Below are 14,632 nucleotides of genomic sequence, written 5' to 3' on the forward strand. Positions count from 1 at the left end.
TCGCCCCTGTGACCCAACTTGATTTCGGGCAAGGAAGTCGCTGCCCTCTCACTCTAGACCGACCCCAACACGTTGGAGAATATCATGACCGGTTGGGGCCTATTTCTTGCAGCACTCATCGTTTTCCTGCTCAGCCATGCAATTCCTGTACGGCCCACCGTGCGGGGATGGCTGATCGGCACGCTCGGGCGCCGGGGGTATTTCGCGGCCTATTCACTTCTGTCGCTGGCCGTGCTGGCCTGGCTGATTGTCGCCGCTGCAAACGCCCCCTATGTCGAGGTCATTCCGCCGTTCGCAGTCTTGCGCTGGGTGCCAATACTGATCATGCCTGTGGTGTGCTGGCTGGCTGTGGCCGGGCTTGCGATCCAGAACCCGTTTTCTTTTGGTGGGATGGGCAAAAGGCCTTTTGACCCCGAACACCCCGGTATTCTGCGCACCACTCGCCACCCGATCCTAGCCGCGCTGCTGTTGTGGTCCTTGGCGCATCTTCTGGCCAATGGAAGCCTGTCACATGTGACCCTGTTCGGCCTGTTTGCCGGATTTTCTGTTATGGGCATGGCCCTGATCGACAGGCGTAAATCGCGTGAGATTGGCTTTGAATGGGTCCGGTTGTCGCGAAATACGGCGCGGTTCTCACTGCGTTTACCGCGTCCATGGCCACGCCCTTGGATCTGGCTAACCGCACTGGCCGCTTATGCGGTTCTTCTTCACCTGCACGCACCTGTGATCGGTCTGTCGCCGCTGCCTTGACTGGGGGAGTGGTCGGGCAGCACCTTGCGTGCTATTTGAAACGTCACAATCGATTTACAAGAGGTCCAAGATGCATCTGGCCTATGTCACCACCACCGACCGCGGCGCGACGGATCGCCTGCTCAGCGCTGTTGCTGAACGTCTGCTGGCGTCTGGCGCGAAACTGGCCGGTGTCGTGCAAACGAACACGGAATGTACCGACAGCAGCAAGTGCGACATGGATGTCCGCGTGTTGCCGGATGGTGAAACCATCCGAATCTCACAATCACTGGGCACCCAGTCGCGCGGCTGCCGTCTGGACCCGGCAGCGCTGGAACAGGCGGTGGGGTATGTGACCGCCTCGCTTGCGAACGCACCGGACCTGCTGATCATCAACAAATTCGGCAAACATGAGTCCGATGGGCGCGGTTTTCGCCCCGTAATCGGCGAAGCACTGGCGCTGGATATTCCGGTGCTGGTCGGCGTGAACGGGCTGAACGCCGAAAAGTTCAACACCTTCGCCGAAGGTGCGGCCGAAGAGCTGCCTGCGGATTTGGACGACATCGTAGGCTGGTTCAACCGCATAGCGCAGATGCGCCCGGCTGCGGAATAGGTGCGCAATCGACTGGCGCGTTGATCTGAACGTCATGACATGCGGTGGCGAAGGCCACGCGGCACCTTTCGTTCACAATCCGGTCGCGTTAGCGCCGGTTTAAGATGTGTAAAACGGATCAGGTCTGTTGAATCTGAGAATGACGGCAGACCAACAGCAATAACACAGCTGACAGACAATAACACAATGCGGGACACGCGTCCTCACCATCTTCGGAATACGCTGGAAAGATGGTGGGCGACCCTGGAATCGAACCAGGCGTGCGTCTCCGCGAGGGAGTTACAGTCCCCTGCCACACCTTGCGGCCTGTCGCCCACTGTCAGGCGTTGCACCTGACGTGGAGGCGTGATTACTAGCGCACCAAAGGAGCGTCAACAGGAAAATTTCCCTTTGGCGCAGGAAACCGAATTCCCGGCCCGGAGGCCCGTAAAATGAAGAAACCCAAATGGGTCGTCGAAAAGGAACAGGCGCGCAAAGCAGCTGCTGCGGAAACAGTCTGGCTGTTTGGCCTGCACGCGGTTCGCGATGCGCTGATGAACCCTAAACGGCAAAAACTACGCCTGATGGTGACGCGGAATGCGTGTGACAAACTGGCGGAAGCTATTGAATTTGCGGGGATCGAGGCCGAGATGGTCGACCCGCGCAAGTTTTCTGCGCCCATCGATGCTGGATCCGTGCATCAGGGCGCAGCGCTGGAGGTCAAGCCGTTGGAATGGGGCAGTCTGGCAGATAACTGCATCGGTCGCGAAAACCCTCGCGTCATTCTGCTGGACCGGGTCACCGACCCGCACAATGTCGGGGCGATTCTGCGCTCGGCCGAAGTTCTGGGGGCCAGTGCTGTGATCGGCACACGCCACCATTCCGCGCCCGAGACCGGGGCACTGGCAAAAACCGCCAGCGGTGCGCTTGAGCGGCAGCCTTATCTGCGGGTGCGCAACCTTGCGGACGCGATTGTCGAGCTTCAGGGCATGGGCTTTCTGGTCCTTGGGCTGGACGGAGAAGCCGACATGACAATCGAAGGTGCGCTAAGCGATGGCCGTGACCGCCCTGTCGCGCTTGTGCTGGGCGCGGAGGGTCCGGGCCTGCGGCAGAAGACAAAGGAAACCGTGGATCAGTTGGTTAAAATTGACGCAGCCGGGGGATTTGGTTCGCTGAACGTCTCAAATGCTGCGGCAATCGCCTTATATGCATCGCGACCCTGAGCAAAGGAGAGCGTCATTCCCGGTCCTGCCAAAATCGCGACCTGCTGCTATTGCGGCACCCGGGCTGCCTTGATCCTGAAAGGCAAGGAACGGCACGAGCTGAGCTGCTCCAGCTGCGGAGCGCCGCTGCACAACCTGAAGATGCTGCCCGCGCGGAAAGTACACAAACCCGAACCGCTGCGCGTAGCTGTGTCTCATGCTGCCCCTCGGAAAGCAAAGCGCAAAAAGAGGAAGAAGACCATGCTTGCGCGCGTGTTCGACGAAGCATGGGACGTGATCGAAGACATCTTTGACTAAGTTTCAACTGGCGAACACTCGTTCACATCCGCGTCAACAGGGGTTCCGAAAAACGCGAAAAGTTGCATCTTGATGGTCTTGAATGTGCAGATTCCCATATGACGATGCTGAACCGACGTACTCTTCTTTGCTCGCTGAGCACTGTGTTGCTTGCCCCTGCCGTATTAGCGCAGGACAACCCCGTGTATTACGCCACTGACGGTGTGGCGTTGGCAGGGTATGATCCTGTGTCCTTTTTTGACAGCGACGCGCCCTTAAAAGGGGTGCCCGAAAATGCGGTCATGTGGAAGGGTGCCCGGTGGCATTTCAAATCGCAAGCAAATCGTGAGCTCTTCGAAGGCAATCCGCGCGCTTTTGCGCCGCAGTTCGGTGGCTATTGCTCGTACGGGATGGCGATGGGCGTGCTGAAAAGCACGGATCCCAAAGCGTGGCAGGTGGTCGACGGGCGCCTTTATCTGACGCATTCGCCCGAGGTCGAGGAAATCTGGCAGCAGGATCGGGCAGGTTACATTGCGATGGCAGAGGAAAACTGGCCCGCAATTCTCTACGGAAAGTAGGCAACCTTCAGAAAATTGTGAAAAGTCATCACAAAAATACGCCCGCCCTCTTTTTTTTAATCAAGTCATGCTTAAATGTCACAGTGACCGCGGAACGGAACTGCCGCGGGTCATTTCACTGTCCCTCGTTCCAACAACTGGCGCCCAAGCATTCTTGGGCGCTTTTTTCTTTTTGGAACCCTGTTAAGGATAGGGCATGCCAGACTATTCCGATCAGTACCTCAAGGCCATTTTGCAACGCACCAAGACGGTGGCCGTTGTCGGTGTTTCCATGAACCCGGTGCGACCCAGCTATTACGTGGCGCGCTATTTGTCGCTGAAAGGCTTCAAGGTGATTCCCGTCAATCCGGGCCACGCGGGCAAAGACCTGTTTGGTCAGACGGTTCGCGGCAACCTGTCAGAGATCTCCGAGCCTGTGGACATGGTGGATATTTTCCGGCGGTCCGAGGCTGTGCCACCCATTGTGGATGAGGCGCTGGACGCTTTCCCGTCGCTTGGTACGATCTGGATGCAGATTGGCGTGGAACACCCTGAAGCGGCGGCAAAGGCCCAGGCCCGTGGCGTGGATGTGGTGATGAACCGCTGCCCCAAGATCGAATATCAGCGCCTGTTTGGCGAATTGCGCATGGGCGGATTTTCGACCGGGATCATTTCGTCCAAGCTTTAGGGTTTGGCGGGGACGTAAGGTTTCAGCCGCGCCACCTGTTCCTTCCGCCGCTTTTCCAGCACCACGTCGCGCGGGACCCAGTCATACCGGGTATCCTCGACCAGCGGAGACCAGAACAACACGCCGCCATAACGCCACGGGTCCAGTACGACACCGTCATACAGCGTCGCGCCTTTACGGCTGATGATTGCGGTGCTGTGGTCGATCCGCGTCGGGTTGTCCGCGTTTGCTATGGCACGGTGCAGCTCCAGCGTCCGGAAGTTTTCCTGTTTCAGCCGCCGTTCGATATCCTCGGCCCAGTGCCAGCACAGCCCACGCGGGCGCAGGCCTTTGTTGACCTTCATGTTATGGATCAGGGGCGGGTCCGTGATCTGGTATTCCTCGACCAGCTGAGCGGTATAGGCGTAGGCAATTCCCGCCGCGCGCCGGGCCTCCTCTGGGTCGATATCCGGGCCAAGGCCCTGAATCTCCGAGGCGAGCCGTTGCACCTCATCCCCAGTCGAAGGCGGCGGCGCGGAACACCCCGCGACGATGGCAACGGTTGCCACAAGCATCAAAATTCGGACCATATCGCGCCTTCGCCCTCTCAGTCTGGCATCCGAGTATAACTGCCCGGGCGTCGGTGCGGAACCCGGACCTTACCCTTTGGGGCGGGCAGCTTTTTCGGCGATACCACTGGTGCCCTGACGGCGATCCAGCTCGGCCAGGACATCATCCAGCGCCACGTCCCGCGCGGCCAGCATGACCAAAAGGTGATACAACACGTCCGCCGCTTCCGAGGTCAGCTTAACCTGATCCCCTTTTACGGCTTCGATGATGGCCTCTATGGCCTCTTCACCGAATTTCTCGGCGCATTTCTCAGGGCCTTTCGCAAGCAGCTTGGCCGTCCAGCTGCTTTCGGGATCAGCCCCCTTGCGTGCCTCGATCGTGGCGGCCAGATCGTGCAAGATGCTCATGTCAGCCTCATGGGGATGCCAGCGGCGGCCATATGTTCCTTGGCCTCGCGGATGGTGTATTCGCCGAAATGGAAAATCGATGCCGCCAATACGGCGCTTGCACCGCCCTTGGTGACGCCCTCGACCAGATGGTCCAGAGTGCCAACACCGCCTGAGGCGATCACGGGCACATCCACCGCGTCGGAAATGGCGCGGGTCAGCGGCAGGTTGAACCCGGATTTGGTGCCGTCGCGGTCCATCGAGGTCAGCAGGATTTCACCGGCCCCCTTGGAGACCACGGTTCTTGCAAAGGCGACCGCATCAATGCCGGTGGGTTTGCGCCCACCATGGGTAAAGATCTCCCACTTGCCGGGGCTGACGGTCTTGGCGTCGATGGCGCAGACAATGCACTGACTGCCGAACTGATCTGCCGCTTCGGCAATCACATCCGGATTGGCAACCGCGGCCGAGTTGAAGCTGACCTTGTCCGCCCCCGCCAGCAGCAAGGCGCGCACATCGTCTTTTGTTCGCACCCCACCGCCCACGGTCAGCGGCACGAAACACTGTTCCGCCGTACGCTGCACCACATCGAACATGGTGCCGCGATTCTCGTGGGTCGCGTGAATGTCGAGAAAGCAGATCTCGTCCGCTCCGGCAGCATCATAGGCCTTGGCCGATTCCACCGGGTCGCCTGCATCGCGCAGTCCCACGAAATTCACGCCTTTGACCACTCGGCCATCGGCAACATCAAGGCAGGGAATGATCCGGGTTTTCAGCATAGGATATCCTTTATGGGCGCACCTCTAGCGGCAAAGCCCTGCCGATGCCAGACTTGTGATTGTGAGAGGTCTCAATTCTGTGAAAACTGGGGTGAATTTCACAGAAGGAATATCGATATGCGTAGACTGATACTGGCTTGTGTTTTTTCAATCGGAGGCGCGCTGACCGCAATGGCAGATGATCTGATCAAGGTTCAAACCGACAAATCCGTGGCCGAGGCGCTGGACGCGCTGGAAGCCGCCGTCGGAAATGCAGGTGCAACCGTGTTTGCCCGCATCGACCACGCGGCCGGGGCGGAAAAGATCGGTACGTCCATTCCTGCCAATCAGGTGCTGATCTTCGGCAACCCGGCGCTGGGTACGCCAGCCATGCAGATCGACCCGCGCGCCGGGCTGTTTCTGCCTCTCAAGGTGCAGGCGTACGAAGACTCCAATGGCCAGGTCTGGCTGATCTATGAAGACCCGAAAGAGACATTGGACGACCTGAACGATGTCGACAAATCACCGGTCATCGAAAAGATGCGCGGTGCACTGGCCAAGCTGACCGCCGCAGCCGCGCAATAACCGATCACGACAGGGCGCGGATGGCCTCGGCCAGGTCTATCGCGCCATCATAAAGCGCCCGGCCTGAAATCGCGCCGTTCAGCGCAACGCCGCAATCGCGAAGGGCGATCAGGTCGTCCAGCGAACTGACACCGCCCGAGGCGATCACAGGGATGGAAACGGCCTGTGCCAGGGCTGCGGTCGCTTCGATGTTCGGGCCCTGCATGGCACCGTCTCGGTTGATGTCAGTGTAGATGATTGCGGCCACGCCCGCGTCTTCGAAACTACGGGCCAGATCGGTAACCTGAACATTGGTCTCTTCGGCCCAGCCTTTGGTGGCCACCATGCCGTTGCGTGCGTCGATGCCGACAGCGACCTTGCCGGGAAAGGCTTTGGCTGCTTCGCGCACCAGACCGGGGTTTTCGACAGCGACAGTGCCCAAGATGACCCGCGCAAGCCCCTTCTCGATCCATGTTTCGATCGTGGCCATGTCGCGGATGCCGCCACCCAGTTGCGCGGGCACCTTGCACGCTTTCAGAATTGCCTCAACCGGTGCTGCGTTGACCGGCTCGCCTGCGAATGCGCCGTTCAGGTCGACCAGATGCAACCATTCGCACCCCGCCTCGACAAAGGCACGGGCCTGAGCGGCCGGGTCTTCGTTGAACACGGTGGCCTTGTCCATTTCACCACGCAGCAGGCGTACGGCATTGCCGTCTTTGAGGTCGATGGCGGGGTAGAGGATCATGTCGGGCGGCCCTATATCACTGTTACACGCGCGGGATATCGCACAAGCAGGGCAGGGGATGCAACGCGACGCTGGGTCATTCTTGCCCGCCGCACAATAGCGGGTCAGACTGCCCACAAAACAGGGAGAAAATCATGAAGACTTTTACTCTTTCAGCGGGCCTGATGCTGCTTGCTACAGCTGCTTTTGCCGACGATCCGGTTGACGGCCTGTGGAAAACCGCGCCGGGCGACACGGGTGGCTATCTGCATGTGACGATTTCCGAATGCGGCAGTGCGATCTGCGGCACCATCGACAGCGCGTTCGACGCCGATGGCAACCAGCAGCTGGAATATGAGAACCTTGGCAAAAAGATCATCTGGGACATGGTCCCCGAAGGGGGCGGCAGCTATGACAGCGGTAAGATCTGGGCCCCCGACCGCGACAAAACCTACAACTCGAAAATGTCTCTGGACGGCCAGAATGCGCTGACCGTCAAGGGCTGTGTGGCGGGCGGCCTGATCTGCCGCGGGCAAACCTGGACGCGGGTTCAGTAAGCCTCAGGGCTTCCAGGTCAGGAAGTTGCCCAGCATACGCAGGCCAACATCCTGGCTTTTCTCGGGGTGAAACTGCATCCCAACCATCGTGTCGCGGCCAATCACGGCCGTGACGTCCTGCCCGTATTCCACATAAGCCAATCGCTGCGCCGGGTCGGACACGCGAAAATGGTAGGAATGGACGAAATAGGTGTGATCGCCTGATTTCACCCCGGCAAAGATCGGGTGATCGCTTTCCAGAACCAGATCGTTCCAGCCCATATGCGGCACTTTCAAAGCGGCATCTGACGGTTCGATTCGAACAACATCGCCTGCCACCCAGCCCAGACCATCGGTCTCGGTGTATTCATGGCCTTTGGTTGCCATCAGTTGCATGCCAACGCAGATGCCCAGAAAAGGGCGGCCCTTCTGTTCGACCGCTTCGACCATCGCGTCATAAATACCCTTGTGGCCGCGCAGCTCGGCAGCACAGGCCGGGAAGGCACCATCACCGGGCAGAACCAGTCGGTCCGCACGCGCAACTACATCCGCGTCCGAGGTGACAACAACGTCACCTGCGCCGACCTCTTGCGCCATGCGCTGAAACGCCTTTTCCGCTGAATGCAGATTGCCGCTTTCGTAATCAATTATGGCTGTGAGCATTTACAACGCGCCCTTGGTCGACGGAATCGCATCCGCTTTGCGCGGATCGGTCTCAACCGCATCCCTCAACGCGCGTGCAACGGCCTTGAACGCGGCCTCGGCGATGTGGTGACTGTTGAAGCCGTGCAACTGGTCGATATGCAGGGTGATGCCGCCATGGGTGCTGAGCGCCTGAAAAAACTCGCGCACCAGTTCTGTGTCGAACGTACCGATCTTTTGCTTCGGCAGATCGACATTCCAGATCAGGAACGGGCGGCCCGACAGGTCCAGCGCACAGCGCACTTGCGCGTCATCCATCGGCAGATGGCATTCGCCATAGCGCCGGATACCCTTCTTGTCGCCCAGGGCCTGTGTCAAAGCCTGACCCAGCGCGATGCCGGTATCCTCGACCGTGTGGTGATCGTCGATGTGATAGTCGCCCTTGGCGCGGATTGTCATATCGATCAACGAGTGGCGCGCCAGCTGGTCCAGCATATGGTCAAAGAACCCGACGCCGGTCTGATTGTCATATGTACCGGTGCCATCCAGATTGACCGAGACCGAAATTTCGGTTTCGGCAGTCTTGCGGCTGATCGAAGCGGTGCGCATGGGCAAATTCCTTTTGCTACAGGCGCGCTTATAGACGGGGTGGGGTGGGTTGATCCAGACCATGCGTTGCAATCGCTGCAAACTGTTGCAAGGGATTGCACCCGGCCCGGCACCATGTCAGCTTGCAGACAACATGAACCAACAGGGCCAAGCCATGTCCACCTGCGTATTCATCCAGATCCGCTGCAAACCCGGCACCACCTACAAGGTCGCCGAGGAAATCGCCCTGCGCGAAATACACTCAGAGCTTTATTCTACCAGCGGTGAGTTTGATCTGATGCTCAAGCTCTACATCCCCGAAACCGAGGATGTGGGCCATTTCATCAACGAACACCTGCTGGTGATTCCCAATATCGAACGCTCGCTGACGACGATGACGTTCAAGGCGTTTTAACCCAGTTCAAAGGTGGTCACGCCATAGATGCGGGACAGGTCGATATCCGGCTGATCGCCGGAATACATCCGGGCGGTTTCGAACACTTTCGTAAGACCCAGCGCATCCGCCAAAGCAAAAGCAGCCGCGTTGGGCTGTGGCATGTCGATGAAAACCGCTTGGTCGCTGGCTGTTGCTGATACGGCAGTCAAAAGACTGGCAAGCAGGCCCCGTGCGACACCGGCGTCATCTGCGAAAAGCGGCCCGATCTTGTACCCTGTCTTACACGGTCTCAAGGTGGCATATCCCCTGATCTGCTCCTCCACTGTACACACCCGTGAGATATGATTCGGCGCACTCAGCCAACCTGTTAGAAACGCGTCGCGCTGCGCAGGGAAGAGTTGCCGGTCATAGGCGAACAGCTCCGGCGATGGCTGACTGAGCGGGCTGATTGATGCGTCATCGCTCTGCCCTAGAGTGTCGAGAATGCCTCTGACAGTGCCGGTGAAGCGGTAATTGTTATAGGCAAAGGTGAAACCAGACTTGCGGTAATTGTGTTGCTGATCAACGACCCCGTCGAGCCCGATATTGCGCCCGGTTCGTTGCGCCAAAGCCTGATGCCAGATTTTCAGCCCGTAACCCGACCCCCGAAATTCCGGACGTACAATATAAAATCCCAGAAACGAAAACGCATCACCATAGTCCACCACAGACACTGATGCGATCATCTCATCGTCCAGAAACCCGCCCAGAAACCCGTTGGGGTCGGTGCCGTAGAAACAGGCGGCGTCGTGGTGGCCGGGGTTCCAGCCCTCTTGGCCTGCCCAGTCGACAGCGGTCTGCATTTCATCCGCAGTCAGGGGGCGAATGACATAGTCGGACATAAGCATTTCCCGTGCGTGATTGAAACCATAGCCACAATGGCGCAATGCCAACGAAAGAACCATATGTTTGGGAAAACTTGGTATCTGGAGCGGGCGAGGCGATTCGAACGCCCGACCCTAACCTTGGCAAGGTTATGCTCTACCCCTGAGCTACGCCCGCATCAGATACATATATGGTCCGAAGACCTCTCAATGGAGCGGGCGAGGCGATTCGAACGCCCGACCCTAACCTTGGCAAGGTTATGCTCTACCCCTGAGCTACGCCCGCGCCGTTGAGTGAGGAGGGATGTATAAATTCCCACGCGGGGCTGCAAGCGGAAAAACACAAAAAGCGGGAAAAATCTTTTCGACGGAATCCGGCCCGTGACCCGTTCAACCCGTAACTCAAATCAACAAAACACAGGCAGGAGGTGCCGTCATGATATCCGTTGCAGACCTGAAGATCGTGATGCTTGCCGCGATGATTCTGATCGGCGCTACCATCCTGAAACCGGACCGGCATGAACATGACCGGTTCACACCGGTTCTGCTGGGCGCACCGCAGATCGAAACAACCGTTCTGGCAGGGTAACACCCGCCAGACGGCCTAAAGCGCCAGAATCAGGTTTGCCAAGGCCGCACCCAGAATGGCGAGGAATGTCAGGCTCATGCCGGCCTGCCGCAGGATGACGATCTGTGGCGTCCGTCCAAATCCGTACGCATGCAAAAGACGCCCCGCCAGCAACATCAGCCCCAGCAGATGGACCAAAACCCCGGCCGCGCCCTGCAACTCGACCATAGCAATCAGCAGCAGGGAAATCGGGGCGTATTCGGCGCAGTTCGCGTGTGTCCGTATCGCCTTGATCATCAGCTTGCCGCCGCCGTCTCCGACCGAGATTTTGTCGCTGCGTCGTTGCAGGATCACTTTGACGCTGAGTGTGACGTAGAGAATTGCGATCAGGGCCGCATAGATCGGGGTGATTGCAAGCATAATGGGTCTCCGCTCAATCATAGAAAAAGGCCGTGCGGTCTCCCACACGGCCCGATGAACATTAGGTTGTTTTCCGTCTTATTCCAGTTCGATCAGAAGGTCCTTTGCGTCAATCTGGCCGCCGGGCTGGATATGCACGGCTTTGACGGTCGCATCACGCTCGGCATGGATGCCGGTTTCCATCTTCATCGCCTCGATGGTCAGCAGCATGTCGCCTTCCTTGACCTGCTGGCCCGCGGTCACGGCAACAGTGGCCACAACACCCGGCATCGGCGCACCGACATGATCGGGGTTGCCGACCTCGGCCTTGGGGCGCGCCTGAGTGGTTGATGTGACCATCCGGTTCGGCACCCGGATCACACGCGGCTGGCCGTTGAGTTCGAAGAACACTTTGACCTCGCCTTTTTCATCCGTCTCGCCGATAGCCTGACACCGGATTTCCAGCGTCTTGCCGGGGTCGATTTCGGCCGTGATCTCTTCGCCGGGCTCCATACCGTAAAAGAAGGTGCGCGTGGGCAGGGTGCGGACCGGGCCGTAAATCCGGTGACGGCCCATGTAATCCAGAAACACCTTGGGATACATCAGGTACCCGTTCAGATCCTCGTCATCGACCTCTTTGCCCTCAAGCTGCTTGGATAGCTCGGCGCGGGTGGCCTCAAGATCGACGGCAGGCACGTCCTTGCCGGGGCGCTGGGTGTTGGGGGCCTCGTCCTTCAGCACCTTCTTGATGATGGTGTTCGGGAAGCCGCCCGGAGGCTGACCCAGATTGCCGCGCATCATGTCGACGACCGAGTCGGGGAAGGCCACATCTGTCGCCGGATCCTCGACCTGCTCGCGGGTCAGGCCCTGACTGACCATCATCAGGGCCATGTCGCCAACAACTTTCGACGACGGCGTTACCTTTACGATATCGCCGAACATCTGGTTCACATCGGCGTACATCTGCGCGACCTCGTGCCAGCGCTCTTCCAGACCCAGACTGCGCGCCTGCGCCTTGAGGTTGGTGAACTGACCGCCCGGCATCTCGTGCAGATACACCTCGGACGCCGGGGCCTGCAGGCTCGATTCGAAGGCCGCATATTGACCGCGCACGGCCTCGAAGTAATCGCTGATCTCGCGGATCGCCTTGATGTCCAGCCCGGTGTCGCGGTCGGTGTGGCGCAGGGCCTCGACCACGGTGCCCAGCGTCGCCTGGGAGGTGTTGCCGCTGAAGCTGTCCATTGCGCAATCCACCGCGTCCACACCCGCCTCAGAGGCGGCAAGGATGGTGGCGCTGGCGATGCCGGCCGTGTCATGGGTGTGGAAGTGGATCGGCAACCCAACCTCTTCCTTCAGAGCCCGGATCAGAATCTTGGCCGAGGCTGGTTTCAGCAGGCCCGCCATATCCTTCAGACCCAGAATATGCGCGCCTGCGTCGCGCAGTTCCTTGGCCATGCCGACATAGTATTTCAGGTTATATTTGGCGCGATCAGGATCCAGAATATCGCCGGTATAACAAACGGTGCCCTCGCAGATCTTGCCGTTGTCGATAACAGCATCCATCGCAACACGCATGTTCTCGACCCAGTTCAGCGAGTCGAAGACGCGGAAGACATCAATGTTTTTCGATGCCTGGCGCACGAATTCCTGCACCACGTTGTCGGGGTAATTGGTGTAACCAACCCCGTTCGCACCCCGCAGCAGCATCTGCGTCATCAGGTTCGGCATTGCCTCACGCAGGTCGCGCAGACGCTGCCATGGGCATTCCTGCAGGAAGCGGTAGGCCACGTCGAAGGTCGCACCACCCCAGCACTCGACCGAGAACAGCTGCGGCAGGTTCGCGGCATAGGTTGGCGCCACCTTGATCATGTCGATCGACCGCATCCGGGTCGCCAGCAGCGACTGGTGTCCGTCGCGCATAGTGGTGTCGGTGATCAGCAGCTGCCGCTGCGCTTTCATCCAGTCCGCCACGGCCTGCGGGCCTTTCTGCTCCAGCAGGTTGCGCGTGCCCATCCGCGGCTCGGCCTTCGGCGCGGGGGGCTTGGCGACTTTCAGGTCGGCACGAGGTTCTGGGCGGCCCTTGGTTTCGGGATGCCCATTGACAGTGATATCGGCGATATAGGTCAGAACTTTGGTGCCCCGGTCGCGGCGGCGCTTGAAGGCAAACAGATCCGGCGTTGTGTCGATGAACTTAGTGGTGTATTCATTCGACAGGAAGGTCGGGTGCTTCAGCAGGTTGATGACGAAATCGATATTGGTGCTGACGCCGCGAATACGGAACTCGCGCAGGGCGCGGTCCATCCGGCTGATCGCCTTCTCGGGTGTCGGCGCCCAGGCAGTGACCTTTGTCAGCAGCGAGTCGTAATACCGCGTAATGACACCGCCCGCATACGCGGTTCCGCCATCCAGACGAATGCCCATGCCCGTGGCCGAGCGATAAGCGGTGATCCGGCCATAGTCGGGGATGAAATTGTTCTGCGGGTCTTCTGTGGTGATCCGTGTCTGCAGCGCGTGACCGTTCAGATGCACCTCGGCCTGACTGGCGGCGCCGGTGGCCTCGGCCAGCGTTTTGCCCTCGGCGATCAGGATCTGCGCCTGAACGATGTCGATCCCGGTGACTTCTTCGGTGACCGTGTGTTCGACCTGTACGCGGGGGTTCACCTCGATGAAATAGAATTTGCCGGTCTCCATATCCATTAGGAACTCGACAGTGCCTGCGCATTCGTAATTCACATGGGCGCAGATCTTACGGCCCAGTTCGCAAATCTCGGCGCGCTGTTCTTCGCTCAGGTAAGGGGCAGGGGCGCGTTCGACGACCTTCTGGTTCCGGCGCTGGACCGAACAGTCGCGTTCATAAAGGTGATAGATCTCACCATGCTTGTCGCCCAGAATCTGCACCTCGACATGGCGGGCACGGGTGATCATCTTTTCCAGATAGCCTTCGCCATTGCCAAAGGCGGCCTCAGCCTCGCGGCGGCCTTCCAGAACCTTTTCTTCCAGTTCATCCTCCGATTGGATCGGGCGCATCCCGCGCCCGCCGCCACCCCAGGACGCCTTGAGCATCAGCGGGTATCCGATCTCGGCGGCCTCCTTGCGGATCGCGTCCATGTCATCACCCAGGACCTCGGTGGCTGGAATGACAGGCACACCGGCCGCGATGGCCACGCGCCGCGCGCTGGCCTTGTCGCCCAATGCGCGCATGGTCTCGGCCCGGGGGCCGATGAAGGTGATGCCGTTCTTGACACAGGCATCCACGAAATCGGGGTTTTCGGACAGCAGGCCATAGCCCGGATGGATCGCATCCGCGCCGCAATGCTTGGCCACGCGGATGATCTCGTCAATCGACAGATACGCCGCGACCGGACCCATGCCCTCGCCAATCTGATAGGCCTCATCCGCCTTGAACCGGTGCAGGCCCAGTTTGTCTTCTTCAGCGTAAACAGCGACGGTGCGTTTGCCCATCTCGTTTGCTGCGCGCATGACGCGGATGGCAATCTCGCCGCGATTGGCGATCAGGATCTTGTTGAAGTCTGTCATATCAGGTCCCGGTCTTTGGTGTTTGGGCGTCTTATTGGGCGGAGAATACGCACAGG

The 14,632-nt window shown here is 59.3% G+C and carries 19 protein-coding genes and 3 tRNA genes; 10 read left to right on the plus strand and 12 right to left on the minus strand.

Annotated elements, in window-relative coordinates; translation table 11 throughout:
- The first annotated feature begins 84 nt into the window (after positions 1 to 84).
- Together ACR0BZ_RS01645 and ACR0BZ_RS01650 are read left to right on the plus strand one after the other, a co-directional pair.
- Positions 85 to 750 carry an NnrU family protein gene (locus ACR0BZ_RS01645; RefSeq protein ID WP_480919278.1) on the plus strand — a complete coding sequence of 222 codons (666 nt, stop codon included), beginning with the start codon at positions 85 to 87 and terminating at the stop codon, positions 748 to 750.
- Between the two features lie 70 nt (positions 751 to 820).
- Positions 821 to 1,342, plus strand: coding sequence for a DUF2478 domain-containing protein (locus ACR0BZ_RS01650; RefSeq protein WP_480582967.1), 522 nt, complete (start codon positions 821 to 823; stop codon positions 1,340 to 1,342).
- 231 nt (positions 1,343 to 1,573) lie between these two features.
- Here ACR0BZ_RS01650 and ACR0BZ_RS01655 read toward each other — a convergent pair.
- Positions 1,574 to 1,657: transfer RNA gene (locus tag ACR0BZ_RS01655), tRNA-Tyr, on the minus strand.
- Positions 1,658 to 1,773: 116 nt separating this feature from the next.
- On the opposite strand from ACR0BZ_RS01655, the gene rlmB reads away from it, so the two are divergent.
- From rlmB to ACR0BZ_RS01675, 4 genes are all read left to right on the plus strand, one after another.
- On the plus strand, positions 1,774 to 2,544 hold the full coding sequence (gene rlmB / locus ACR0BZ_RS01660) for a 23S rRNA (guanosine(2251)-2'-O)-methyltransferase RlmB (protein ID WP_480486329.1): 771 nt from the start codon (positions 1,774 to 1,776) through the stop codon (positions 2,542 to 2,544).
- Positions 2,545 to 2,559: 15 nt separating this feature from the next.
- Positions 2,560 to 2,841, plus strand: coding sequence for a hypothetical protein (locus ACR0BZ_RS01665; protein WP_267363344.1), 282 nt, complete (start codon positions 2,560 to 2,562; stop codon positions 2,839 to 2,841).
- Positions 2,842 to 2,939: 98 nt separating this feature from the next.
- Complete coding sequence (locus ACR0BZ_RS01670) at positions 2,940 to 3,398, plus strand: YHS domain-containing (seleno)protein (RefSeq protein ID WP_209504556.1); 459 nt, start codon at positions 2,940 to 2,942, stop codon at positions 3,396 to 3,398.
- Positions 3,399 to 3,594: 196 nt separating this feature from the next.
- Positions 3,595 to 4,065 (plus strand): CoA-binding protein, encoded by a 471-nt coding sequence (locus tag ACR0BZ_RS01675; protein ID WP_480919279.1) that lies wholly within the window; start codon positions 3,595 to 3,597, stop codon positions 4,063 to 4,065.
- Here the strand turns inward: ACR0BZ_RS01675 and ACR0BZ_RS01680 are convergent.
- From ACR0BZ_RS01680 to hisF, 3 genes are all read right to left on the minus strand, one after another.
- Positions 4,062 to 4,634 (minus strand): hypothetical protein, encoded by a 573-nt coding sequence (locus tag ACR0BZ_RS01680; RefSeq protein WP_480919280.1) that lies wholly within the window; start codon positions 4,632 to 4,634, stop codon positions 4,062 to 4,064. The two genes, ACR0BZ_RS01675 and ACR0BZ_RS01680, sit on opposite strands and share 4 nt — an antisense overlap.
- 69 nt (positions 4,635 to 4,703) lie before the next feature.
- Positions 4,704 to 5,021 (minus strand): phosphoribosyl-ATP diphosphatase, encoded by a 318-nt coding sequence (locus ACR0BZ_RS01685; RefSeq protein WP_480481906.1) that lies wholly within the window; start codon positions 5,019 to 5,021, stop codon positions 4,704 to 4,706.
- Positions 5,018 to 5,779 (minus strand): imidazole glycerol phosphate synthase subunit HisF, encoded by a 762-nt coding sequence (hisF, locus tag ACR0BZ_RS01690; RefSeq protein WP_209504552.1) that lies wholly within the window; start codon positions 5,777 to 5,779, stop codon positions 5,018 to 5,020. Before hisF ends, ACR0BZ_RS01685 begins: the two co-directional genes overlap by 4 nt.
- Positions 5,780 to 5,896: 117 nt before the next feature.
- Here hisF and ACR0BZ_RS01695 point away from each other — a divergent pair, with 117 nt between their 5' ends.
- Positions 5,897 to 6,343: a DUF302 domain-containing protein gene (locus ACR0BZ_RS01695; protein ID WP_267363290.1), complete on the plus strand. Its 447-nt coding sequence runs from the start codon at positions 5,897 to 5,899 to the stop codon at positions 6,341 to 6,343.
- A gap of 4 nt (positions 6,344 to 6,347) precedes the next feature.
- Here the strand turns inward: ACR0BZ_RS01695 and hisA are convergent, their stop codons facing one another.
- Positions 6,348 to 7,067, minus strand: a complete 720-nt coding sequence (gene hisA, locus ACR0BZ_RS01700) for a 1-(5-phosphoribosyl)-5-[(5-phosphoribosylamino)methylideneamino]imidazole-4-carboxamide isomerase (protein ID WP_480481903.1) — start codon at positions 7,065 to 7,067, stop codon at positions 6,348 to 6,350.
- 134 nt (positions 7,068 to 7,201) lie between these two features.
- Between hisA and ACR0BZ_RS01705 the strand changes: the two genes are divergently transcribed.
- Positions 7,202 to 7,603, plus strand: coding sequence for a DUF2147 domain-containing protein (locus tag ACR0BZ_RS01705; protein ID WP_480481901.1), 402 nt, complete (start codon positions 7,202 to 7,204; stop codon positions 7,601 to 7,603).
- Positions 7,604 to 7,606: 3 nt separating this feature from the next.
- Here the strand turns inward: ACR0BZ_RS01705 and hisH are convergent, their stop codons facing one another.
- Positions 7,607 to 8,245 carry an imidazole glycerol phosphate synthase subunit HisH gene (gene hisH, locus ACR0BZ_RS01710; RefSeq protein ID WP_480537406.1) on the minus strand — a complete coding sequence of 213 codons (639 nt, stop codon included), beginning with the start codon at positions 8,243 to 8,245 and terminating at the stop codon, positions 7,607 to 7,609.
- Positions 8,246 to 8,833 (minus strand): imidazoleglycerol-phosphate dehydratase HisB, encoded by a 588-nt coding sequence (gene hisB / locus ACR0BZ_RS01715; protein ID WP_480919281.1) that lies wholly within the window; start codon positions 8,831 to 8,833, stop codon positions 8,246 to 8,248.
- A gap of 154 nt (positions 8,834 to 8,987) precedes the next feature.
- Between hisB and ACR0BZ_RS01720 the strand changes: the two genes are divergently transcribed.
- On the plus strand, positions 8,988 to 9,227 hold the full coding sequence (locus ACR0BZ_RS01720; protein ID WP_480482339.1) for an Lrp/AsnC family transcriptional regulator: 240 nt from the start codon (positions 8,988 to 8,990) through the stop codon (positions 9,225 to 9,227).
- Here ACR0BZ_RS01720 and ACR0BZ_RS01725 read toward each other — a convergent pair.
- The 3 genes from ACR0BZ_RS01725 to ACR0BZ_RS01735 all read right to left on the minus strand — a co-directional run bounded on the left by ACR0BZ_RS01725 (position 9,224) and on the right by ACR0BZ_RS01735 (position 10,358).
- Positions 9,224 to 10,153: a GNAT family N-acetyltransferase gene (locus tag ACR0BZ_RS01725; protein WP_480528528.1), complete on the minus strand. Its 930-nt coding sequence runs from the start codon at positions 10,151 to 10,153 to the stop codon at positions 9,224 to 9,226. The two genes, ACR0BZ_RS01720 and ACR0BZ_RS01725, sit on opposite strands and share 4 nt — an antisense overlap.
- A gap of 22 nt (positions 10,154 to 10,175) precedes the next feature.
- Positions 10,176 to 10,250, minus strand: a tRNA-Gly gene (locus ACR0BZ_RS01730).
- A 33-nt stretch (positions 10,251 to 10,283) separates the two neighbouring features.
- Positions 10,284 to 10,358: transfer RNA gene (locus ACR0BZ_RS01735), tRNA-Gly, on the minus strand.
- A 150-nt stretch (positions 10,359 to 10,508) separates the two neighbouring features.
- Between ACR0BZ_RS01735 and ACR0BZ_RS01740 the strand changes: the two genes are divergently transcribed.
- A complete protein-coding gene (locus tag ACR0BZ_RS01740) occupies positions 10,509 to 10,661 on the plus strand; it encodes a hypothetical protein (protein ID WP_480919282.1) in 153 nt (50 codons plus the stop codon).
- 15 nt (positions 10,662 to 10,676) lie between these two features.
- On the opposite strand, the gene ACR0BZ_RS01745 is transcribed toward ACR0BZ_RS01740, so the two are convergent.
- Positions 10,677 to 11,060 (minus strand): MAPEG family protein, encoded by a 384-nt coding sequence (locus ACR0BZ_RS01745; RefSeq protein ID WP_480919283.1) that lies wholly within the window; start codon positions 11,058 to 11,060, stop codon positions 10,677 to 10,679.
- A 78-nt stretch (positions 11,061 to 11,138) separates the two neighbouring features.
- Positions 11,139 to 14,576, minus strand: a complete 3,438-nt coding sequence (locus ACR0BZ_RS01750) for a pyruvate carboxylase (RefSeq protein WP_480919284.1) — start codon at positions 14,574 to 14,576, stop codon at positions 11,139 to 11,141.
- Positions 14,577 to 14,632: the final 56 nt, after the last annotated feature.

It is taken from the genome of Ruegeria sp. P8, assembly GCF_056534665.1.